Source organism: Aquabacterium sp. A08 (assembly GCF_011742065.1).
On the sequence record NZ_JAAQQT010000660.1, the window covers coordinates 1 to 21206 of the forward strand.

Genomic DNA, 21206 nt, shown 5'->3' on the forward strand with positions numbered 1-21206 from the left:
GCATTGTAATTCCAACCCGCTGGGCGGTGCAGGCACCGGCCCATGCCCTGACGTGTGACCATGCTGTCTGTGTTCCGATTTTTGGCCCGCTGGCCGCTGCCACTGCTGCACGCCGTGGGCTGGGGCTTGGGCTGGCTGGCCTGGCTGCTGGCGCCCGATTACCGCCGCCGCTGGTTCCACCACACCGCTCTGGCGGGGGTGCGGGGCCGGGTGCGCTGGGCGTCGGTGGGCGAGGCGGGCAAGCAGGTGGCCGAACTGCCGCGCCTGTGGTTTGGCGCCCCCGTGCCCACCGGGTGGGAGGGTGCCGCCCACGTGGAAGCCGCCCTGCGCCACGGTCAGGGCATACTGTTCCTCACGCCGCACCTGGGCTGTTTCGAGATCACCGCCCAGGCCTACGCCCAACGCTTTGGCCAGGCGCTGGAGCCCACGCCCGGCACCGCGGCCCAGCCGATCACGGTGCTGTTCCGCCCGCCGCGCAAGGCCTGGGCCGCCGAGGTGCTGCGCACCGCCCGCGAGCGCCCGGGCCTGGCCACCGCGCCCACCACGCTGGCCGGGGTGCGCCAGCTGATCCAGGCGCTCAAGCAGGGCCAGACCGTGGGCCTGTTGCCCGACCAGGTGCCGCCCGAGGGCCTGGGCGTGTGGGCGCCATTTTTTGGCGAGCCGGCCTACACCATGACGCTGTCGGTGCGCTTCGCGCGCACCCCGGGCACGCAGGTGTTGTTCATCTGGGGTGAACGCAAGCCCTGGGGCCGCGGCTACGTGGTGCACGTGCAACCCTGGGACGAGGTGGTGGCCGAGCCCCTGGCCGACGACATGGTGCAGGCCGCCACCCAGATCAACCGGGCCATGGAGCGCATGGTGTTGCGCCAGCCCGACCAGTACCTCTGGGGTTACGCCCGCTACAAGGTGCCGCGCAAAGGGCTGTGAAGCGGGTCAGCCGGCCAGAAAGTCGCCCAGCAGCGCCTGCACCCGCGCCGGCTGCTCGTGCACCAGCCAGTGCGAGGCGTCCGGCAGCCGCTCCACGCGCAAGCGCGGCACGTGGGCCTCCAGCCCGTCCAGCAGGCTGGGCAACAAGGCGTGGTCGCCCAGGCCCCACAGCACCAGGGTGGGCACCGACACCCGCAGCAACGCGGGTGGCAGCTGCACGCCGCTGGCGCCCGCGTCGTGCGCCGTGGCCGGGCGCAGCGGCGAGGCGCGGTAGTAGTTCAACGGCCCGGTCAGGCCCTGGCGCCAGACAGCGCGGTAGCGCTCGCGCAGCGCCTCGGTCAGCCAGGGGGCGCCGTCGCCCATTTGGGTGAAAAAGGGCCAGAGCCGGGCGAAGTCGTTCTCGGCCAGCAGGGCCTCGGCGTCGGGTCGCACCAAAAAATTCATGTAGGCGCTGGCCGCTTGTTGCAGGGGGTTGTTTTGCAATTCCCGTGCGAAAAGGCCTGCGTGCGGGGCGTTCAGGATGGCCAGCTGGCGCATCGCCTCGGGGTGCTGCGCCGCCAGGCCCCAGGTCACGGCGCCGCCCCAGTCGTGCGCCACCACCGCCGCGGCCTGGCCCGGGGTCGGGCTGTCGGCGGTGACCTGGTCGATCAGCGCTTTCAGGTCTTGCACCAGGTGTTTGGCGCGGTAGGCCGACACCTCGGCGGGCGCGCTGGAGCCGGCGTAGCCGCGCAGGTTGGGCGCCACGCAGCGGTAACCACCATGCTCGGGCTGGGCAAAGTGGCGCAGCAGGTCGTCCCAGACGAACGCGGCCTCGGGAAAACCGTGCACAAACACCAGCACCGGCCGCCCCGCCGCCCCGGCCACGTGGCATTCCAGGTGGATGCCGTGCGGCAGGTGGGCGGTGCGGGTCTGGATCATGGGGTGGCGTCGGGTGGCGGTGGGGTGATGGGGGTGTCGGGCGCCGCGCCGGCGGTCGGGTGGGTCCAATCCCACAGCGTCAGCGCCACGTCGTCCAGGCCTTGTTTTTTCAGGGCCGAAAACAGTTTCGCCTCGCCGCCGCCGGCCTGCAGTCGCGCAATCGACAGCGCCTTGTTCGCCTCGGCGCGGGTGAGCTTGTCGGCCTTGGTGAGCAGCACCAGAAAGCGCAGGCCCTGTTCCACCCGCGGGCGGATGATCTCGAGCAGCGCCTCGTCCAGCTCGGTCAGCCCCAGGCGCGGGTCGCACAGCAGCACCACGCCGGCCAGGTTGGGGCGGCTGACCAGGTAGTTGGCCATGACCTGCTGCCAGCGGCGCTTGGCCTCCTGTGGCACCGCCGCGTAGCCGTAACCGGGCAGGTCGGCCAGCACCGCGTCGGTGGCGCCTTGCTTGCCCAGGGCGAACAGGTTGATGCTTTGCGTGCGCCCCGGCGTTTTGGAGGCAAACGCCAGCCGCTTTTGCTGCGTCAGCGTGTTGATGCAGGTGGACTTGCCCGCGTTGGAACGCCCAACGAAGGCCACCTCCGGCACGTCGAGCGCGGGCAGGTGGTGCAACTGCGGCGCTTCGGTCAGGAAACGGGCCGTGTGCAGCCAGCCGTTGGCGGCTTTGGCGTCGGTGGCGGGGCCGGCGGGAGGGGTGTTGGGGGGCATGGGCAAATCCGTGGTCATTGGACATTGTAAAATCTCTGTGTTTTGCGCCTGCCGGACCTTGTGGTCGTCGGGGGCGAGTTCGTAGCAATCCACGCCCACTGCCCACGACATGAAATTCATCGCCTCCCTCATCGGTGCCGCCGCACTGGCCACGCTGTCCCTGTCTGTGCACGCGCAGGCCGCCAAGGTCGACCTGAAAAAGGGCGCCGAACTCTACGGCCAGGTCTGTGTGGCCTGCCACGCCGCCGACGGCAACTCCACCGTCGCCGCCAACCCCAAGCTGGCCCAGCAGCACCCGGAATACCTGGTCAAACAGCTGCAGGAATACAAGTCGGGCAAGCGCGCCAACGCCATCATGAGCGGCTTTGCCGGCGCCCTGTCGGACGACGACATGCGCAACATCGCCTACTGGGTGGCCAGCCAGCCGGCCAAGCCGGGCTTTGCCCGCGACAAGGAACTGGTGGGTCTGGGCGAGCGCATCTACCGCGGTGGCATTGCCGACCGCAAGGTGGCTGCCTGCGCCGGTTGCCACGCGCCCAACGGCGCCGGCATCCCGGCCCAGTACCCGCGCCTGTCCGGTCAGCACGCCGACTACACCACCGCCCAGATGAAGGCCTTCCGCTCCGGCGAGCGCAAGAACAGCGTGCAGATGACCCAGATCGCCGCCTACATGAGCGACAAGGAAATCGCCGCGGTGGCCGACTACATCGCCGGCCTGCGTTGACCCGGCCGGGGGGGCCGGCCGCGTGCCAGAGTCCCCAGCCGCAGTCGGGTTTCGGTGCAAGCATAAGCGAGCGTTAATATTCGACGGGACAATATACTGGGTCCTGCGTATTGAACCGATTGCCAGCGAACGACTCACAGTCAGGGCAGGTCCTCTTCAGGCCTGCCTTTTTTCATGCCCCTTTCTTTCTTGACATGAGCGCATCCACCGCAGGTATCGAACTCAAAAGCGGCTCGCAACGGTTGAGTGCAGCGGTGGAGCTGCTGTCGTCCATGCGCTTTGCCATCTCGCTGCTGACGGTGATCTGCATCGCCTCGGTGGTGGGCACCGTGCTCAAGCAGCACGAGCCGCTGAACAACTACGTCAACCAGTTCGGGCCGTTCTGGTCCGAGGTGTTTGGCGCGCTCAGCCTGTACTCGGTGTACAGCGCCTGGTGGTTCCTGCTGATCCTGGCGTTTCTGGTGGTCAGCACCAGCCTGTGCATTCTGCGCAACACGCCCAAAATCCTCACCGACCTCAAGCTCTACAAGGAAAACATCCGCGAACAGAGCCTGAAGGCCTTCCCGCACAAAGCCGAAGCCCGCCTGAACGAAAACACCGAGGCCGCCGCCCAGCGCATGGGCCAGGTGCTGTTGGCCTCGGGCTGGAAGGTGCGGCTGCAACGGCGCGACACGCCCCAAGGTCCGGGCTGGATGGTGGCGGCCAAGGCCGGCGCCGCGAACAAGCTGGGCTACATCGCCGCGCACGTGGCCATCGTGCTGGTGTGCATTGGCGGGCTGCTGGACGGCGACCTGGTGGTGCGCGCGCAGATGTGGTTCAACGGCAAGACGCCGTTCACCGGCGGCGGGCTGATCGCCGACGTGCCCGCGGAGCACCGCCTGAGCGCGCGCAACCCCACCTTCCGCGGCAACCTGCTGGTGACCGAAGGCACCCGCGCCGGCACCGCCATCCTGGCGCAGCCGCAGGGCGTCATCCTGCAGGACCTGCCGTTCGACGTCGAGCTGAAAAAATTCGTGGTGGAGTATTACTCCACCGGCATGCCCAAGCTGTTCGCCAGCGACATCGTCATCCACGACCGCGACACTGGCGAGACCCAAGAAGCCCGGGTGGAGGTCAACCACCCGGTCAGCCACCGGGGCATCCAGATCTACCAGTCCAGTTTCGACGACGGCGGCTCGCTGCTCAAGCTGCGGGGCCTGCCCATGGGCGGCGCCAGCGCCGCGGCGTTCGAGGTGCAGGGCCGGGTCGGCGAAAGCACCGCGCTGACCAATGGCGACGAGCGCCTGCTGCTCGAGTTCACCGGCCTGCGGGTGATCAACGTCGAAAACTTCACCGACACCTTGCAGAGCGGCGCCGACGTGCGCAAGGTGGACCTGCGCCAGGCCATCGAGGGGCGGCTGGGCTCGGCCCACAAGACCATGACCGAGAAGGAGCTGCGCAACGTCGGCCCCAGCGTGAGCTACAAGCTGCGCGACGCCGCCGGCCAGGCCCGCGAGTACCACAACTACATGCTGCCGATCGACCTGGACGGTGCCCGCGTGTTCGTGCTGGGTGTGCGCGAAACCCCGGCCGAGCCGCTGCGCTACCTGCGCGTGCCGGCCGACGAAAACGACAGCATGGACGGCTACGTGCGGCTGCGCACCGCCCTGGCCAACGCCGACTGGCGCCGCGAGGCGGTGCGCCGTTACGCCGACCAGGCCGCCCAAGGCCAGCGGTCCGAGGTGGTGCAGGCCTTGGCGGTCTCGGCCCAGCGCGCCATTGAACTGTTTGCCGGCACCGACCCCGACGTGGGCCGCCAGCCCAACGACAGCACGCGCCCGCTGGGGGGGCTGCAGGCGGTGTCGGCCTTCATGGAAATGAACGTGCCCGAGGCCGAACGCGAACGCGCCGCCGAGGTGCTGCTGCGCATCCTCAACGGCACCCTGTTCGAGCTGTACCAGATGAGCCGCGAGCGCGCCGGGCTGGCCCGCGCCGACCGCAGTGAGCAGAACGCCGCCTTCATGACCCAGGCGGTGCTGAGCCTGAGCGACGGCTTCTTCTACCCCGCCCCCATGGCCTTCATGCTGACCGACTTCGAGCAGGTGCAGGCCAGCGTCTTCCAGGTGGCGCGTGCCCCGGGCAAGAACATCGTCTACCTGGGCTGCCTCTTGCTCATCATCGGTGTTTTTGCCATGCTCTACGTGCGCGAGCGCCGGCTGTGGGTGTGGCTGGCGCCGCAGGGCGACGGTGCCCGGGCCAGCATGGCCCTGTCGTCCAACCGCAAGCTGATGGACAACGACCGCGAATTCGACACCCTCAAAACCCGTTTGCTGCAGAACTCTTCCGAGGTGACCCCATGAACGCTGCGACCCACACCGTCGACCTGAAACGAAGCGCCGGCGGCGCTGGCCTGCGCCCCGGCTATTTCGCCCGCCGCAACCTGTGGGACTGGTTGTACGCCGCGCTGGTGGTGGCCGCCGGCGGCTACGGCCTGTTCCTCTACGGCGATTTCATGGACGGCTACGAACAGGCCATCCTGGTCGGCACGGTGCCCAGCCTGATCGCCCTGGCCTGGTTCTGGCGCCCGGTGCGCGCGCTGACCGTGGTCTCGGCCGGCCTGGCCTTGCTGGCCATCTGGCTCTACCAGGTGGACGGTGTGCCGCAGGTCGCCCGGGCCGATGAAGCCTTTCTGCTCAAGTACTTCCTCTCCAGCCAGTCCGCCATCCTGTGGATGAGCGTGCTGTTCTTCATGAGCACCGCCTTCTTTTGGGTCGGCATTTTTTCGCGCCGCAACGCCGACGCCTTCGAGGCCCTGGGCTCGCGCCTGGCCTGGGTGGCGGTGACGTTGGCGCTGGTCGGCTCGCTGGTGCGCTGGTTCGAGAGCTACCTGCTGGGCCCGGACATCGGTCACATCCCCGTGAGCAACCTGTACGAGGTGTTCGTGCTGTTTTCCTGGCTCACCGCCGCCTACTACCTGTACTACGAGGACCGCTACCAGACCCGCCGCATGGGCGCTTTTGTGATGCTGGTGGTCAGCGCCGCCGTGGGCTTTTTGCTGTGGTACACGGTGGTGCGCGAAGCCCACCAGATCCAGCCGCTGGTGCCGGCGCTGCAAAGCTGGTGGATGAAGCTGCACGTGCCGGCCAACTTCATCGGCTACGGCACCTTCGCCATCGCCGCCATGCTGGCGTTTGCCTACCTGATCAAGCAAAGCGCCAGCGAAACCCGCTGGTACAAGCTGGCCCCGCTGTGGCTGCTCGGTGTGGTGCTGTGTTTCGAGCCGCTGGTGTTCCGCCAAGGCGCCGCCGAGGGCGGCGGCAGCTACTGGTTCGTCTACTTCGGCCTGTCGGCACTGATCGTCGGCGGCATCCTGGCCGCGCGCCGCCGCATCGCCGAACGCCTGCCCGCCCTGGAGGTGATGGACGACGTGATGTACAAGGCCATCGCCGTGGGCTTTGCCTTCTTCACCATCGCCACCGTGCTGGGCGCGCTGTGGGCGGCCGAGGCCTGGGGCGGCTACTGGAGCTGGGACCCGAAGGAAACCTGGGCCCTGATCGTCTGGCTGAACTACGCCGCCTGGCTGCACATGCGCCTCATGAAAGGCCTGCGCGGCACCGTGGCCGCCTGGTGGGCGCTCGTGGGGCTGGCGGTCACCACCTTCGCCTTCCTGGGGGTGAACATGTTCCTGAGCGGCCTGCACAGCTACGGCGAGCTGTGATCCGCGGCGCTTGAGACCGGCCACGGGGGTTCTGCGGAACCCCCGTGCCGTTGGTGGGGTCACATCGGTCTCTGTTGCACCGAAAGCCGCCATGCTGATACGCACCGATTCCGACGGATTCCAGCACCCCACGCCCAGCGAGATCACGCCGCAGGCCGTTTACCAGGACCGGCGGCGCTGGCTGCAACAGGCGGCGCTGGGGCTGGGTGGCGCCGCGTTGACCAGCATGGCCGCGCGCCAGGCCTGGGCCCAGGGCCCGGCCCGCCCAGGCCAGCTGGCCGCCTTGTCCGGCGCACCCACCGCGGTGCCGGGCGCCACCACGGTGGAGGCCCTGACCCCCTACCGCGACGCCAGCACCTACAACAACTTCTACGAATTCGGCCTGGACAAGGCCGACCCGGCCCGCCTGGCCGGTCGGATGCCGACCCGGCCCTGGACGGTGCAGGTGGAGGGCCTGGTGGCCAAGCCCCGCACCTACGACCTGGACGAACTGCTCAAGCTCAGCCCGATGGAGGAGCGGATCTACCGCCTGCGCTGCGTCGAAGGCTGGTCCATGGTCATCCCGTGGGTGGGGTATTCGCTGGCCGCGCTGGTGCGCCAGGTGCAGCCGCTGGGCAGCGCCCGGTACGTGGAGTTCCACACCCTGGCCGACCGGGGCAGCATGCCCGGGTTGCGCTCCAGTGTGTTGCTGTGGCCCTACGTCGAGGGCCTGCGCCTGGACGAGGCGCTGCACCCGCTGACCCTGCTGGCCTTTGGCATGTACGGTGAGGTGCTGCCCAACCAGAACGGCGCACCGCTGCGCTTGGTGGTGCCTTGGAAGTACGGTTTCAAGAGCGGCAAGTCGCTGGTGAAGATCCGCTTCGTGGACAAGCAGCCCGTCACCGCCTGGAACGCGGCCGCGCCGCAGGAATACGGCTTTTACTCCAACGTCAATCCCGAGGTGCCGCACCCGCGCTGGAGCCAGTCCAGCGAACGCCGCATTGGCGAAGGCGGGCTGCTGGCCAAACGCCTCAAAACCCAGCTGTTCAACGGCTACGCTGCCCAGGTGGGGCAGCTGTACGCCGGCATGGATTTGCGCAAGTTCTACTGAGACGATGAAGCCGCGGCATGGGACGGCGCCCTGGGTCAAGCCCGTGGTGCTGGTGTTGTGTGCGGTCCCGGCGGTGTGGTTGTGGTTCGCGGGTTTCACCGACCGGCTGGGCGCCAACCCAGCCGAGGCCTTGATCCGCGGCCTGGGCGACTGGACCCTGCGCCTGCTGTGCCTGACCCTGCTCGTCACCCCCTTGCGCCAGGCGTTTGGCCTGGCGGCGCTGGCGACCTGGCGGCGCGGGTTGGGCCTGTGGACTTTTGCCTACGCCAGCCAGCACCTGTGGGCTTATGCCTGGCTGGACACGGGGCTGGACGGCGCCGAACTGCTGCGCGACGTGTGGGAACGCCCCTTCATCGCGGTGGGCCTGCTGGCCTGGCTGCTGCTGTTGCCGCTGGCCGCGACTTCGTTCCCCCGTGCCATCCGGGCGCTGGGTGCGGTGCGCTGGCGGCGCCTGCACCGCGCGGTGTATGTGGTGGCCGGGTTGGCCGTGCTGCATTTTTACTGGATGCGCACCGGCAAAAACCATTTCGGCGAGGTCTACCTGTACGGCACCGTGTTGGCGGGGGCGCTGGCTTGGCGCGTGTGGCGCGGGTGGGCCGACCAGCGCGCCACCCTTCGCCGGGCGCCCCGCTGAGGGTGCGCTGTGGGTGAGGCGCGCAGGCGGTTCAGCCCAGCGCCAGCAGGCGTTCCTGCCGCAACTGGTCGTCCACCGTTTCGCGCGCGCGGATCAGTTGCGCCCGGTCGCCGCGCACCAGCACCTCGGCCGCGCGGCCACGGGTGTTGTAGTTGCTCGACATGCTCATGCAGTAGGCCCCGGCCGAGCAGACCGCCAGCAGGTCGCCGGGCTGCACGTTCAGGGCCCGGTCGCGGCCCAGCCAGTCGCCGCTTTCGCAGACCGGGCCCACCACGTCCCACGCGCTCGCTTCGCCCGCCCGCGGCTGCACCGGCACGATGGCGTGGTAAGCCTCGTACATGGCGGGGCGGGGCAGGTCGTTCATGGCGGCGTCCACCACCAGAAAGTTTTTCTGCTCGCCGGGCTTGAGGAACACCGCCTCGGTCACGCAAATGCCGGCGTTGCCCACCAGCGAACGGCCCGGCTCGATCAACAGCCGGCGCTGGCCGTAGCCCCGGGCGTCCAGTTGGGCCAGCAGCGCCTGCCACAGGGCGTCGGCGGCCGGCGGCGTGTCGCCTTGGTAGTCGATGCCCAGGCCGCCGCCAAAGTCGATGTGCTCCAGCGTGATGCCGGCCGCCTCGATCGCGTCCACTAGGTCGAGGATGCGGTCCATCGCGTCCAGGTAGGGCGACATTTCGGTGATCTGCGAGCCGATGTGGCAGTCGATGCCGACCACCTTCAGCCCCGGCAACTGGGCCGCGTGGCGGTAGGCTTGCAGCACCGCGTCGTGTGCGATGCCGAACTTGTTGCCCTTGAGGCCGGTGGAGATGTAAGGGTGGGTTTTGGCGTCCACATCGGGGTTGACGCGCAAGCTGACCGGCGCACGTCGGCCCATCGCGGTGGCCACTTCGCTCAGCACATCCAGTTCCGGCAGGCTTTCCACGTTGAAGCAGCCGATGCCGGCTTCCAGCGCCGCGCGCATCTCGGCGCGGGTCTTGCCCACCCCGGAAAAAATCACTTTCTCGGGCGCCACGCCGGCGCGCAGGGCACGGGCCAGCTCGCCGCCCGAAACGATGTCCAGCCCGCAACCGGCCTGCACAAAGGTCTGCAGCACCGCCAGCGAGGAGTTGGCCTTCATGGCGTAGCAGATCAGCGCCTGGCGCCCGGCAAAGCCGCGCTGGTAGGCGGCCAGCGCCGACAGCATGGCGGTCTGCGAATACACGAACAGCGGCGTGCCGTGTTCGCGGGCCAGGTCGGCCACCGGCAGGCCTTCCACGCGCAGGGCGCCGTCTTGGTAGGCAAAGTGGGGGTGGCCGGGCAGGCGCGGCGCGGGGGCAGGGGACAGGGCCATGAACAATGCAACAGAAGCAGGGGGGTCAGCGGGCAGCGGCCGGCGGCGCGCTGGCGGGGGCAGGCAGGGCGCCGGGCGCCGCTGCGGTGGTGGCGGGCGGCAGGTACAGCGGGCCTTTCTGGCCGCAACCGGCCAGCGCCAGCGCCAGGGTCAATCCCGACACACCTAAAATTTGGCGGAGTGTGAACATCAAGGAATTGTAATGACCGATCTGGAATACCTCGACCGCGCCGAAGCCGCCTTGCAGGCCATCGAGGCCAGTTGCGACCGCATCAACGACGACACCGACGCCGACATCGACAACCAGCGCGTCGGCGGCATGATCACCCTGGTGTTTGCCAATGGCAGCCAGATCGTGGTCAACCTGCAAAAGCCGCTGCACGAAATCTGGGTGGCGGCCCGTTCGGGCGGCTACCACTACCGCTTCGACGGCCAGTGCTGGATGGACACCAAGGGCGCCGGCGAGCTGTTCGACCACCTGAGCCGCGAGGCCACGGCGCAGTCGGGCCAGGCGCTGCGTTTCACTGCCTGAACAGGTCGAGGATGTTGCGTTTTTCCTGGGTGCCGCTGGCCGGCGTGTTCACGTCCGGGTCGGTCCCGGCTTCGTCGCTGGCGCCGGTGGCCATGCCCAGGCTGGCCACCCCCGCGCCGGGCTGGTATTCCTCATAGAACCATTCGCCCTGGGTGTAGACCACGCCCGCTGGCGGCGCCGGCTCCTGCACCGGCACGTTGCGCAGTGCCTCGGCCATGAACTGCACCCACACCGGCAGGCTCAGCGCGCCGCCGGTGGCCTGGCGGCCCAGGTTGCGCGGGGTGTCGTAGCCCATCCACACCGCCGCCGACAGCGTGGGGTGGTAGCCCACGAACCAGGCGTCCACCGAGTCGTTGGTGGTGCCGGTCTTGCCGTACAGGTCGGGGCGTTTGAGCGTGGCCTGGGCCCGCGCCGCCGTGCCCGAGCGGGTGATCTCCTGCAGCAACTGGCTCATGATGAAGGCATTGCGCTCCGGGATCACGCGCTGCGACTCGTCGGGCGCCCGCGGCGCGGCCTCCATCAGCACCTTGCCTTTGTGGTCGGTGATGCGGGTGATCAGCATCGGCGGCACGTAGTGGCCGCCGTTGGCGAACACGCCGTAGGCGCTGGCCATTTGCAACGGGGTCACCGAGCCGGCCCCCAGCGCCATCGTCAGATAGGGTGGGTGTTTGGCCGCCTCAAAACCAAAGCGGGTGACCCATTCCTGCGCACTGCTGGTGCCCACCGCCTTGAGGATGTTGATCGACACCATGTTCTTGGACTTGGCCAGGCCGGTGCGCACCGTCATCGGACCGTCGAACTTGCCGTCGTAGTTCTTGGGCTCCCAGGGCTTGCCGCCGGTCACCGTGGCGCTGAAGAACAGCGGGGCGTCGTTGACCAGTGTCGCCGGGGTGATGCCTTTTTCCAGGGCGGCGGAGTAAATGAAGGGCTTGAAGCTGGAGCCAGGCTGGCGCTGCGACTGGGTGACCCGGTTGAACTTGTTGCGGTTGAAGTCGAAACCGCCCACCAGGGCGCGGATTTCGCCGGTGCGCGGGTCCAGCGCCACGAAGGCGGTTTCCACCTCCGGCGTCTGGGTGATGTACCAGCCGCTGGCGCCTTTGACGGCGCGCACCACCGCGCCCGGGCGCAGCTTGAGGTGCGGCGGCGCGTTGTCGGCCAGGCCCGAGCGCACCGGGTCGAGTCCGGTGCCCGTGACCTCGAACGGCGTGTCGTCGCCACGCACCAGCACCACCTTGCGCGCGCTGGCCTCCAGCACCACGGCCGTCAGCAGGGTGCCGTTGTCGGGCAGGGCGGCCAGGGCCTGGTCCACCGCCTCCTCCCGCGCCTGCGGGTTGGCCGGCAGGTCGATGAAGCGTTCCGGCCCGCGGTAGAACTGGCGCCGCTCAAAGTCCAGCACGCCCTGGCGCACCACCCGGTGGGCCAGCCGCTGGGCCGCCGCATCGACCGAGGTGTGCACCTGCAGCCCGCGGGTGTAGGCCTCGTCGCCGTATTGCTCGAACACCGACTGGCGCACCATTTCGGTCAGGTAGTCGGCGTTGACGAACTGCTCCGGGTCGATGCGCCGCAGCCGCAGCGGCTCGTCCTTGGCGGCGCGCGCCTCGGCTTCGGTGATGAAGCCGTTTTCCAGCATGCGGTCGATGATGTGCAGCTGCCGCGCCCGGGCGCGCTTGGGGTTGCTGATCGGGTTGTAGGCCGACGGCGCTTTGGGCAGGCCGGCCAGCATGGCCGCTTCGGCGATGCTGACCCGGTCCAGCGGCTTGCCGAAATAGGTTTGCGAGGCGGCCGCAAAGCCATAGGCCCGGTGCCCCAGGAAGATCTGGTTCATGTAGATTTCCAGAATCTGTTCCTTGGTCAGCAGGTGTTCCAGCTTGAAGGTCAGCAGCACCTCGTAGATCTTGCGCAGGTAGCTTTTTTCGCTGGACAGGTAGACGTTGCGCGCCACCTGCATGGTGATGGTGGACGCGCCCTGGCTTTTGGCCTCGCCCAGGTTGGCCAGCGCCGCCCGCAGCATGCCGCGGTAGTCCACCCCGTTGTGCTCGAAGAAGCGGGCGTCCTCAATGGCCAGCACCGCGTTGACCATCACCGGTGGGATGTCCTCGAACGGCAGCAGGTTGCGGCGTTCCTCGCCAAATTCCCCGATCAGTTCGCCGTCGCGCGCGTACACCCGCAGCGGCAGCTTGGGCCGGTAGTCGGCCAATTCGGTCACGTCGGGCAGGTTGGGGTAGGCCATGGCCAGCCCCAGGCCCAGCACCAGCGCCAGGCTCGCCACCCCCGCGCCGGCCAGGCCCAGCAACCAGACCAGCACCCGCGCCAGCCCGCCACGGGGCCGGGATGATCGTTGGGGGGAGGGGGCGGAGGAGGGAGCGGAAGAGGGGGTGGGGCGTTGGGTCATGCAGGCCTTGGTGTCTGGCCGGAATTATAAAAACCGGGGCTGGGGCGGGGGGAATTTGCGTGTTTGGGGTGTGAAAGTTTGTAAGCGCGCGTGAAAAATGGCGGATACTGTGCCCGTGAGCGAGAAATGCAACGTGTGTTTTTGACAACGTCGGGGCTGGCAGCGAGGCGGCAGTGGCTTGGGTGCAGCGCGTGCTTGCTGATAGTATTGAAACAGGACGTTCACAGGTGACGTGAAACGGACACACACATTTGGGGATGGAATTGATCTCACTGGGGTCTATGTTCAGCCGGGAGCCCGCGCCGCTTCTGGGCATTGATGTCAGCTCCACCACGGTCAAGCTGGTCGAGCTGGGGCGTGGTCGGGATGGCGGGCTGGTGCTCCAGCACTGCGCCATCGAGCCGCTGGAGCGCGGCTGGATCAACGAAGGCAACGTCGAGAAGTTCGACGAAGTCGCCGAGGCCCTGCGACGGCTGGTGCGCAAGGCCGGCACCAAGACGAAAAACGTCGCCATGGCCCTGCCGGGTTCGGCCGTCATCACCAAGAAAATCAACCTGCCCGCCGGCCTGACCGACGCCGAGCTGGAGGTGCAGGTGGAGTCCGAAGCCACCCAGTACATCCCCTTCCCCTTGTCGGAGGTCAGTCTTGACTTCTGCGTGGTGGGGCCGGCCGCCAACCTGCCCGACTACGTCGAAGTCCTGCTCGCCGCCTCGCGCAAGGAAAAGGTGTCCGACCGCCAAGGCTTGGCCGAAGCCGCTGGCCTCAACCCGGTGGTGCTGGACGTCGAGTCCTACGCCTCGCGGCTGGCGGCCTCCCGCCTGATCGAGACGCTGCCCAACAAGGGCCGCAACATGCTGATCGCGCTGTTTGAGGTCGGCTCCCAGACCACCAGCCTGCAGGTGATCCGCAACGACGAAATGATTTACGAGCGCGACCAGGTGTTCGGTGGCGTCCAGCTGTCGAACCAGATCGCGCGCCAGTACGGCATCCCCTTTGACGAGGCCGAGGCCAAGAAGCGCTCCGGCGCCGGCCTGCCCGCGGATTATCGGGACACGGTACTCACGCCCTTCATGGAAGGGGTGGGCCAGGAGTTGGGCCGCGCCCTGCAGTTCTTCTTCACCAGCACCCCGCACAACAAGGTGGACCACATCCTGCTGTCCGGGGGCTCGGCCGCGCTGCCCGGTCTGGCCGAGGCCGTCATGGCGCAGACGTCCTTCCCGTGCAAGGTCATCAACCCGTTCGACGGCATGGCGGTGGCCCCTTCCATCCCGGCCAGCCGCCTGAGCATGGAAGCCACGTCCTACCTGGTGGCCACCGGCCTGGCGCTGCGGAGGTTCAGCCAATGATCACCATCAACCTCCTGCCTCACCGCGAGGCCGCGCGCAAGAAGCGGCGCGAGCAGTTCTTTGTGCACCTGGGGCTGGCCGCTGTGGCGGGCTTGGCGGTGTCGGCGGCCATCTTCGGGGTCTACGAGGCCCGCATGGCCGAGCAGCAGCAGCGCAACGGTTTCCTGCAGTCCGAAATCGCCAAGTTGGACGTGCAGATCAAGGAGATCGCCACGCTGCAGCAGGAACTGGACGGCCTCAAAGCCCGCCAGGCCGCGGTGGAGAGCCTGCAGGCCGACCGCAACCTGCCGGTGTACCTGCTGAACGAAATGGTCAAGCAACTGCCGGAGGGCGTGTACCTGCGCACCCTCAAACAGGAGGACATGGCCATCGCCATCGAGGGCGTGGCCCAGTCGCAGGAGCGGGTGTCCGAACTGCTGCGCAACCTGGGCAACCACAGCCCGTGGCTGACCAAGCCGCAGTTGATCGAAATCACCGCGACCACCGCCAGCCTGGGCCAACGGGGCCAGCGCCGGGTGTTCAATTTTTCGCTGCGTGCCACCCTGACCAAAGAGGCCGCCACAGCGGCGGGTCAGAACGGGGCGGCCGCGTCCACGCCCGCGGCGGGCAAGGTGTGAGGCGGCGGTTTCGTCGGACAACCATGGCCAAAACCTCGAAAAAATCTTCCATCGACTTTGCTGCCCTGCAGCAAAACATCCGCAGCCAGTTCACCGGGCTGGACCCCAACGACCCTTCCTTGTGGCCCAACCTGCCGCGCTACCTGCTGCTGTGCGTGGTGGCGGTGCTGGTGGTGGTGGCCCTGTGGTACGTCTGGCTCAGCGACCTCGACACGCGCCTGACCGCCGAACGCAACCGCGAAACCCAGCTGCGCGCCGAATACACGCAGAAACTGGGAAAAACCGTCAACTTCGAGATCCTCAAAGCCCAGCTTGAGCAGGTGCGTCAGTATGTGGCCCAACTGGAAAAACAGTTGCCCAGCAAGGCTGAAATGGACGCTTTGCTCTCAGACATCAACCAGGCCGGGCTGGGCCGCAGCCTGCAGTTTGAGCTGTTCCGCCCTGGGCAGGAGGTGGTGCGCGACTACTATGCCGAACTGCCCATCACCGTGCGGGTCACCGGCAGCTACAACGAAGTGGGCCTGTTTGTGTCCGACGTGGCACACCTCTCGCGCATCGTCACCCTGAACAACCTGGCGTTGTCGCCGGTGCAGGCGCGTGCGGGCGTGCTGACCATGGACGCCACGGCCAAGACCTTCCGCTACCTGGACCCGGACGAGGTGCTGGCCCAGAAAAATGCCCAGAAAGCCAAGGAGGCCAAGAAATGATCGCCTCTGCTGTGCAGCGCCCCTTGCTGCTGGTTGCGCTGGTGGCGGCCTTGACGGGCTGCGGCGCGTCGGGGCAGCAGGAACTGGCCGACTGGATGACCGGGCAACGCAACACCGTCAAGCCCAATGTGGAGCCGGTGTCGGAGCCCAAGCCTTACGTGCCACAGGCTTTCACCGACCAGGCGGAACTGTCGCCCTTCAGCGAGGAAAAGCTGAGCCGGTCGTTCCGCGACGAAGCCTCTACTGCCGCCGCCTCGGGCCTGCTGGCGGCCGAGGTCAACCGCCGCAAGGAGCCGCTGGAGGCCCTGCCGCTGGACACCATGACCATGGTCGGCCTGATGGACCGCCGTGGCCAGACCGTGGCCCTGGTGCGGGCCAACAACCTGTTGTACCAGGTGCGTCCGGGCAACTACCTGGGGCAGAACTACGGTCGCGTGACACGCATCACCGAAAACCAGATCACCCTGAGGGAAATCGTTCAGGACGCGGCGGGCGAGTGGATCGAGCGCATGTCGACTTTGGAGCTACAAGAGGGAACCGGCAAATGACAACCACACACACCACCGGCAACGCCATGGCACGCACCTTCTCCCGCACGGGCAAACTGTCTTTCCTGGTTTCGGCGCTGTTCATGGCCGGGCTGGCGCAGGCGCAACTGGCGATCCAGTCCGTCACCGCCGCCACCCAGGGCGGGGGCGAGGTCATCCGTATCCAGATGAGCGAGCCGCTCAAGCAGCTGCCGGCCGGCTTTGCCATCCAGTCGCCGGCCCGCATCGCGCTGGACTTTGCCGGCGCCATCAACGCCAGCGGCAAAAACCTGTTCGAGATCAACCAGGGCAACCTGCGCTCGGCCAACGTGGTCGAGGCCGGTGACCGCACCCGGGTCGTGCTCAACCTGGGTCAGGCCGTGGCCTACGAGACCCGGATCGACGGCAACGCCCTGCTGGTCACCCTGCAGCAGCCGCCGGTGACCACACCGGTGGCGGGCGGGGCCATGGGGTCGGTGTTCGCGGCACCGGGCGTGCCGTCCGACGTGGCCGCGCTGTCCGACATCGACTTCCGTCGCGGGCCCGAGAACGCCGGCCGTGTGGTGGTCAACCTGGCCAACAACCAGACCGGGGTGGACATCCGCCAGCAGGGGCGCAACCTGGTGGTCGAGTTCCTGAAAACCTCGCTGCCCGAGGGCCTGCGCCGCCGCATGGACGTGGCCGACTTCGGCACCCCCATCCGCATGGTCACCGCGACCCAGGCCGGTGATCGCGTCCGTCTGTTGATCGAGCCCACCGGCAACTGGGAGCACAGCGCCTACCAGAGCGACAACCAGTTCGTGCTGGAGGTGCGCGAGGTCAAGACCGACCCGAACCAGCTCACCCAGGGCCCGAACTACAGCGGTGAAAAGCTTTCGCTCAACTTCCAGAACATCGAGGTGCGCTCGCTGTTGCAGGTGATCGCCGATTTCACCAACTTCAACATCGTGACCTCCGATTCGGTGACCGGCAGCGTCACCCTGCGCCTGAAGGACGTGCCTTGGGACCAGGCGCTGGACATTGTGTTGCAGGCCAAGGGCCTGGGCATGCGCAAGACCGGCAGCGTGATCTGGGTGGCGCCGCAGGCCGAGATTCTGGCCCAGGAAAAGTCCGAACTGGAGGCCAAGCAGGCCTTGCGGGTGCTGGAAGTGCCCCGCACCCAGAGTTTCCGCCTGAACTTTGCCACCGCCGAAGACGTGGCCAAGCAACTCACCACCGCCGTGGGCAGCGGCGAGGCGCAGGTGCGCATCCTGAGCAAGCAGGGTTCGGTGTTTTCCGAGCCGCGCACCAACCAGATCTTCGTCACCGACGTGGCCTCCAAGCTGGAGGAAATCGCGGCACTGATCAAGAAAATCGACATCCCGGTCAAGCAAGTGCTGATTGAGGCGCGCATCGTGGAGGCAACAGATGACTTCAGCAAGCGTCTGGGTGTGCGGTTTGGTGCTCGATCTAGGCCTGCACAGTTGAGTGCTGACGGTACAACATCTACTGCTCCTGGTGCTTCGTTTGGTTTTGGATCTCTCGCTCCAAATTCGTCTAATGCTTTTACTACTATTCCTACTGGCGAGAACTTCCCTGAAAGTGGTTTGAATCCTCGTGGAGGTTTGGTCGCGTTGTCTCTTTTTAATTCTGGTGTAACTAGACTCCTTAATTTGGAAATTGTGGCGAACGAGTCGGATGGAAAAATAAAAACGATTGCTAGTCCAAAAATTTTGACTGCTGATCAGCGCGAGGCGCTGATTCAGGATGGCCAAAGAATTCCATACAATAAGCAGGATCAAGCTGGAAACACGACTACTGAATTTGAAGAGGCGGTTCTTGCTCTTAAGGTGGTTCCTCAAATTACGCCTGATGGGGATGTGATTATGAAGCTCGAAATCAAAAAGGATGAACCTCGCTTGGATTCGACAGGTAGATTGATCCTGGTTCAGAAGAAGCTGGTTGAAACCCAAGTGCTTGTCGAAAACGGTGGCACTATTGTTATTGGCGGGATATATACGCAGCAAGAAGGCCAGACCGTAGACAAGGTCCCAGGCCTTGGCGATATTCCGGTTCTTGGTCATCTATTTAAAACTCGCGGTACTACGACTGCAAAAACCGAACTGCTGGTGTTCATCACCCCGAGGTTGCAGACCGAATCGCTGGCCAGCCAGCGGTGATCGCACTGGTCGGCCTGCCGGGTTCCGGCAAAACCACCGTGGGGCGCCAGTTGGCCCGGCGCCTGCAGATTCCTTTCGTGGATTCGGACCAGCGCATCGAAACCCAACTGGGTTGCTCGATCCGCGATTTCTTTGCCCGCGAAGGCGAAGACGCCTTCCGCGATGTCGAGGAGTCGGTCATCGACGCGCTGACGCAGGACGGGCCCTGTGTCCTGTCCACCGGGGGGGGGGCGGTGTTGCGGCCGGCCAACCGCCGGCACCTGCGCGACCGAGCCCGGGTGTTCTACCTGCGGTCCACGCCGGAAGACGTGTTCCGCCGCGTCCGGCACGACCGCAACCGGCCTTTGCTGCAGGTGGACGATCCCCTGCAAAAGTTGCGCGACCTCTACGCGGTGCGCGACCCGCTGTACCGCGAGACGGCCCATTTCGTCATCGAAACCGGGCGCCCGTCGGTGGCGACCCTGGTCAACATGATCGCCATGCAACTGGACCTGGCGGCCAGCCCCGGTGCCGAGGACCGGGACACGCCCTCGCTACACTAGCAGGATGTCCTCTGCCACCGCACCGCTCACCGTTTCCATCGACCTGGCCGACCGCAGCTACCCGATTCTGATCGGTCGGGGTTTGCTGGACGATCCGGCCACCTGGGCTGGCCTGCCCCGGGCGGCGGCGGCCCTGATCGTGACGAACGACGTGGTCGGTCCGCTCTACGCCGAGCGACTGCGCCGGGCCCTGGCGGGTCTGTACGGCCAGGTGCACGTGGTGCAGCTGCCCGATGGCGAAGCGCACAAGACCTGGGATTCGCTGAACGGTATTTTTGACGCCCTGCTGTCGCGCGCCTGCGACCGCAAGACCGTGCTCTACGCCCTGGGGGGCGGGGTGGTGGGCGACATGACGGGGTTTGCCGCCGCTTGCTACATGCGCGGGGTGCCGTTCGTGCAGGTGCCCACCACGCTGCTGGCCCAGGTGGATTCCTCGGTGGGGGGCAAAACGGCCATCAACCACCCGCTGGGCAAGAACATGATCGGGGCCTTCTACCAGCCGCTGCGGGTGGTGTGCGACCTGGACACCCTCTCCACCCTGCCCGAACGCGAACTGAGCGCCGGCCTGGCCGAGGTGATCAAGTACGGTCCGATCGCCGACCTGGATTTTCTGGCCTGGATCGAGGCGCACCTGCCCGCGCTGCGGGCACGCGACGCCGGGGCCTTGGCCCACGCCGTGCGCCGCAGTTGCGAAATCAAGGCCTGGGTGGTCGGGCAAGACGAAAAGGAGGCCGGGCTGCGCGCCATCCTGAATTTCGGGCACACCTTTGGCCACGCCATCGAGGCCGGCATAGGCTACGGCGCTTGGCTGCACGGCGAGGCGGTGGGCTGCGGCATGGTCATGGCCGCCACCCTGTCGGCCCGGTTGGGCCTGCTGCCCGAGACCGAGGTGGCGCGGCTGACGCGCCTGGTGGCCGACGCCGGCCTGCCGGTGCGGGCCCCAGTGCTGGCGCCAGACCAGGCCTCGCGCTTTCTGGAACTGATGCGGGTGGACAAAAAGGCCGAGGCCGGCGAGATCAAGTTCGTGCTGGTCAACGGCCGGGGCGAGGCCGTGGTGCGCGGCGCCCCCGATGCGCTGGTGGCCGAGGTCGTCGATGCCTGCACCGGCTGACGCCACCGCGCTGCCGCCCGGCTGCGCCTGCGACCCGGCCCTGAGCCAGGGGCGGCGCCACCCCGAGGCGCCGGCGCCCACGCGCAACGATTTCCAGCGCGACCGCGACCGGGTGATCCACAGCACCGCCTTCCGGCGCCTGGTGTACAAGACCCAGGTGTTCCTCAACCACGAGGGCGACCTGTTTCGCACCCGGCTGACCCATTCGCTGGAGGTGGCGCAGCTGGGCCGCAGCATAGCCCGCAGCCTGGGCCTGAACGAGGACCTGGTGGAGGCGATTGCGCTGGCCCACGATCTGGGGCACACGCCCTTTGGCCACGCCGGCCAGGACGCGCTGAACGCCTGCCTGCACGGTCAGCCGCCCGAAGCCGAGGTCGAGCTCCCGCACGCGCCCGACCCCGTGGACGGTGTGCCCGGCCACGCCGACGCCGCGGGCCCGGACGAGCCGCGCGGCGGTTTCGAGCACAACATGCAGAGCCTGCGCGTGGTGGACGAACTGGAAGAACGCTACCCCGCCTTCAACGGCCTGAACCTGTGTTTCGAGACCCGCGAAGGCATCCTCAAGCACTGCTCACGGGCCAACGCGCAGTGGCTGGAAGCGCGGGAACCGGGTGGCGTGGGGGCGCGTTTTTTGCGGGGCCAGTCGCCGTCGCTGGAGGCGCAACTGGCCAACCTGGCCGACGAGATCGCCTACAACGCCCACGACATCGACGATGGGGTGCGTTCCGGTCTGCTGACCCTGGCGCAGTTGGAGGCGGTGCCGCTGTTCGACGAGCACCGCCGGGCGGTCCTGCGCGAACACCCCGACCTGACCGGGCGGCGTGTGCTGTTCGAGTCCATCCGCCGCATGCTGAGCGCCCAGGTGTACGACGTGATCGACGCCACCCGCGCGGCGGTGCGCGAGGCCGGCGTGGACAGCCTCGACGGGGTGCGGCAACACGGGCCGCTGCTGCGCTTTTCCCCGGGCATGCGCCAGGCCTCGTCCGAGCTCAAGCGCTTTCTGATGCTGAACCTGTACCGCCACCCGCAGGTGCTGGCCACCACCGGGCGGGCCCGCCGCATCGTTGGCGACCTGTACCAGGCCTACACCCAAGCGCCCGAAGCAATGGCGCAGCCGCCGCAGACCCTGCGCCCGCTCAGCCTGCGCCGGCGCGTGGCCGACCACATTGCTGGCATGACCGACCGCTACGCCATCCGCGAGCACGAGCGGCTGACCGGCCTGCGCCTGTTCACCTGAAACGGCCCC

The 21206-nt window shown here is 67.4% G+C and carries 20 protein-coding genes; 15 read left to right on the forward strand and 5 right to left on the reverse strand.

The genetic code is table 11. The features are described from left to right. Positions 1 to 60 precede the first annotated feature (60 nt). Positions 61 to 927, forward strand: a complete 867-nt coding sequence (locus tag HA630_RS15480) for a lysophospholipid acyltransferase family protein (RefSeq protein ID WP_166835821.1) — start codon at positions 61 to 63, stop codon at positions 925 to 927. Positions 928 to 933: 6 nt separating this feature from the next. On the opposite strand, the gene HA630_RS15485 is transcribed toward HA630_RS15480, so the two are convergent. Continuing rightward, positions 934 to 1845, reverse strand: a complete 912-nt coding sequence (locus HA630_RS15485) for an alpha/beta fold hydrolase (RefSeq protein WP_166835823.1) — start codon at positions 1843 to 1845, stop codon at positions 934 to 936. Further along, positions 1842 to 2552, reverse strand: coding sequence for a ribosome biogenesis GTP-binding protein YihA/YsxC (gene yihA, locus HA630_RS15490; protein ID WP_166835824.1), 711 nt, complete (start codon positions 2550 to 2552; stop codon positions 1842 to 1844). Before yihA ends, HA630_RS15485 begins: the two co-directional genes overlap by 4 nt. A gap of 109 nt (positions 2553 to 2661) precedes the next feature. Here yihA and HA630_RS15495 point away from each other — a divergent pair, with 109 nt between their 5' ends. The 5 genes from HA630_RS15495 to HA630_RS15515 all read left to right on the forward strand — a co-directional run bounded on the left by HA630_RS15495 (position 2662) and on the right by HA630_RS15515 (position 8697). Next, positions 2662 to 3276 carry a cytochrome c gene (locus HA630_RS15495; protein ID WP_166835825.1) on the forward strand — a complete coding sequence of 205 codons (615 nt, stop codon included), beginning with the start codon at positions 2662 to 2664 and terminating at the stop codon, positions 3274 to 3276. A 194-nt stretch (positions 3277 to 3470) separates the two neighbouring features. Next, complete coding sequence (locus tag HA630_RS15500; protein ID WP_166835827.1) at positions 3471 to 5615, forward strand: cytochrome c biogenesis protein ResB; 2145 nt, start codon at positions 3471 to 3473, stop codon at positions 5613 to 5615. Continuing rightward, a complete protein-coding gene (gene ccsB / locus HA630_RS15505) occupies positions 5612 to 6973 on the forward strand; it encodes a c-type cytochrome biogenesis protein CcsB (RefSeq protein ID WP_166835828.1) in 1362 nt (453 codons plus the stop codon). The genes HA630_RS15500 and ccsB overlap by 4 nt, the downstream gene beginning before the upstream one ends. A gap of 91 nt (positions 6974 to 7064) precedes the next feature. Further along, on the forward strand, positions 7065 to 8063 hold the full coding sequence (gene msrP, locus HA630_RS15510; protein ID WP_166835830.1) for a protein-methionine-sulfoxide reductase catalytic subunit MsrP: 999 nt from the start codon (positions 7065 to 7067) through the stop codon (positions 8061 to 8063). A gap of 4 nt (positions 8064 to 8067) precedes the next feature. Next, a complete protein-coding gene (locus HA630_RS15515) occupies positions 8068 to 8697 on the forward strand; it encodes a sulfite oxidase heme-binding subunit YedZ (RefSeq protein ID WP_166835831.1) in 630 nt (209 codons plus the stop codon). Between the two features lie 31 nt (positions 8698 to 8728). Here the strand turns inward: HA630_RS15515 and lysA are convergent, their stop codons facing one another. Together lysA and HA630_RS15525 are read right to left on the reverse strand one after the other, a co-directional pair. After that, a complete protein-coding gene (gene lysA, locus HA630_RS15520; protein WP_166835833.1) occupies positions 8729 to 10027 on the reverse strand; it encodes a diaminopimelate decarboxylase in 1299 nt (432 codons plus the stop codon). 25 nt (positions 10028 to 10052) lie between these two features. Beyond that, positions 10053 to 10217: an LPS translocon maturation chaperone LptM gene (locus HA630_RS15525; RefSeq protein ID WP_166835834.1), complete on the reverse strand. Its 165-nt coding sequence runs from the start codon at positions 10215 to 10217 to the stop codon at positions 10053 to 10055. A gap of 12 nt (positions 10218 to 10229) precedes the next feature. On the opposite strand from HA630_RS15525, the gene cyaY reads away from it, so the two are divergent. Next, a complete protein-coding gene (gene cyaY, locus HA630_RS15530) occupies positions 10230 to 10559 on the forward strand; it encodes an iron donor protein CyaY (RefSeq protein ID WP_166835835.1) in 330 nt (109 codons plus the stop codon). On the opposite strand, the gene HA630_RS15535 is transcribed toward cyaY, so the two are convergent. Next, positions 10549 to 12951: a penicillin-binding protein 1A gene (locus HA630_RS15535; RefSeq protein WP_166835837.1), complete on the reverse strand. Its 2403-nt coding sequence runs from the start codon at positions 12949 to 12951 to the stop codon at positions 10549 to 10551. The genes cyaY and HA630_RS15535 overlap by 11 nt on opposite strands. Positions 12952 to 13214: 263 nt before the next feature. Between HA630_RS15535 and HA630_RS15540 the strand changes: the two genes are divergently transcribed. From HA630_RS15540 to HA630_RS15575, 8 genes are read left to right on the forward strand one after another with little or no spacing between them, the layout of a single operon-like run. Beyond that, a complete protein-coding gene (locus HA630_RS15540) occupies positions 13215 to 14297 on the forward strand; it encodes a pilus assembly protein PilM (RefSeq protein WP_166835881.1) in 1083 nt (360 codons plus the stop codon). Next, a complete protein-coding gene (locus HA630_RS15545; RefSeq protein ID WP_166835839.1) occupies positions 14294 to 14914 on the forward strand; it encodes a PilN domain-containing protein in 621 nt (206 codons plus the stop codon). The genes HA630_RS15540 and HA630_RS15545 overlap by 4 nt, the downstream gene beginning before the upstream one ends. Positions 14915 to 14937: 23 nt before the next feature. Further along, positions 14938 to 15621, forward strand: a complete 684-nt coding sequence (locus HA630_RS15550; RefSeq protein WP_166835841.1) for a type 4a pilus biogenesis protein PilO — start codon at positions 14938 to 14940, stop codon at positions 15619 to 15621. Beyond that, positions 15618 to 16169 (forward strand): pilus assembly protein PilP, encoded by a 552-nt coding sequence (locus HA630_RS15555; RefSeq protein WP_166835842.1) that lies wholly within the window; start codon positions 15618 to 15620, stop codon positions 16167 to 16169. Before HA630_RS15550 ends, HA630_RS15555 begins: the two co-directional genes overlap by 4 nt. A 26-nt stretch (positions 16170 to 16195) precedes the next feature. Then, positions 16196 to 18307, forward strand: a complete 2112-nt coding sequence (gene pilQ, locus HA630_RS15560) for a type IV pilus secretin family protein (RefSeq protein ID WP_166835844.1) — start codon at positions 16196 to 16198, stop codon at positions 18305 to 18307. After that, a complete protein-coding gene (locus tag HA630_RS15565) occupies positions 18304 to 18849 on the forward strand; it encodes a shikimate kinase (RefSeq protein ID WP_166835845.1) in 546 nt (181 codons plus the stop codon). Before pilQ ends, HA630_RS15565 begins: the two co-directional genes overlap by 4 nt. A gap of 4 nt (positions 18850 to 18853) precedes the next feature. After that, a complete protein-coding gene (aroB, locus tag HA630_RS15570; protein ID WP_166835847.1) occupies positions 18854 to 19960 on the forward strand; it encodes a 3-dehydroquinate synthase in 1107 nt (368 codons plus the stop codon). Continuing rightward, complete coding sequence (locus tag HA630_RS15575) at positions 19944 to 21197, forward strand: deoxyguanosinetriphosphate triphosphohydrolase family protein (protein WP_166835848.1); 1254 nt, start codon at positions 19944 to 19946, stop codon at positions 21195 to 21197. Before aroB ends, HA630_RS15575 begins: the two co-directional genes overlap by 17 nt. Positions 21198 to 21206 lie beyond the last annotated feature (9 nt).

Coding starts and splice junctions, on each gene's coding strand:
- HA630_RS15480 (WP_166835821.1), top strand. CDS start 61: ATGCTGTCTGTGTTCCGATTTTTGGCCCGCTGGCCGCTGCCACTGCTG.
- HA630_RS15485 (WP_166835823.1), bottom strand. CDS start 1,845: ATGATCCAGACCCGCACCGCCCACCTGCCGCACGGCATCCACCTGGAA.
- yihA (WP_166835824.1), bottom strand. CDS start 2,552: ATGCCCCCCAACACCCCTCCCGCCGGCCCCGCCACCGACGCCAAAGCC.
- HA630_RS15495 (WP_166835825.1), top strand. CDS start 2,662: ATGAAATTCATCGCCTCCCTCATCGGTGCCGCCGCACTGGCCACGCTG.
- HA630_RS15500 (WP_166835827.1), top strand. CDS start 3,471: ATGAGCGCATCCACCGCAGGTATCGAACTCAAAAGCGGCTCGCAACGG.
- ccsB (WP_166835828.1), top strand. CDS start 5,612: ATGAACGCTGCGACCCACACCGTCGACCTGAAACGAAGCGCCGGCGGC.
- msrP (WP_166835830.1), top strand. CDS start 7,065: ATGCTGATACGCACCGATTCCGACGGATTCCAGCACCCCACGCCCAGC.
- HA630_RS15515 (WP_166835831.1), top strand. CDS start 8,068: ATGAAGCCGCGGCATGGGACGGCGCCCTGGGTCAAGCCCGTGGTGCTG.
- lysA (WP_166835833.1), bottom strand. CDS start 10,027: ATGGCCCTGTCCCCTGCCCCCGCGCCGCGCCTGCCCGGCCACCCCCAC.
- HA630_RS15525 (WP_166835834.1), bottom strand. CDS start 10,217: ATGTTCACACTCCGCCAAATTTTAGGTGTGTCGGGATTGACCCTGGCG.
- cyaY (WP_166835835.1), top strand. CDS start 10,230: ATGACCGATCTGGAATACCTCGACCGCGCCGAAGCCGCCTTGCAGGCC.
- HA630_RS15535 (WP_166835837.1), bottom strand. CDS start 12,951: ATGACCCAACGCCCCACCCCCTCTTCCGCTCCCTCCTCCGCCCCCTCC.
- HA630_RS15545 (WP_166835839.1), top strand. CDS start 14,294: ATGATCACCATCAACCTCCTGCCTCACCGCGAGGCCGCGCGCAAGAAG.
- HA630_RS15550 (WP_166835841.1), top strand. CDS start 14,938: ATGGCCAAAACCTCGAAAAAATCTTCCATCGACTTTGCTGCCCTGCAG.
- HA630_RS15555 (WP_166835842.1), top strand. CDS start 15,618: ATGATCGCCTCTGCTGTGCAGCGCCCCTTGCTGCTGGTTGCGCTGGTG.
- pilQ (WP_166835844.1), top strand. CDS start 16,196: ATGGCACGCACCTTCTCCCGCACGGGCAAACTGTCTTTCCTGGTTTCG.
- aroB (WP_166835847.1), top strand. CDS start 18,854: ATGTCCTCTGCCACCGCACCGCTCACCGTTTCCATCGACCTGGCCGAC.
- HA630_RS15575 (WP_166835848.1), top strand. CDS start 19,944: ATGCCTGCACCGGCTGACGCCACCGCGCTGCCGCCCGGCTGCGCCTGC.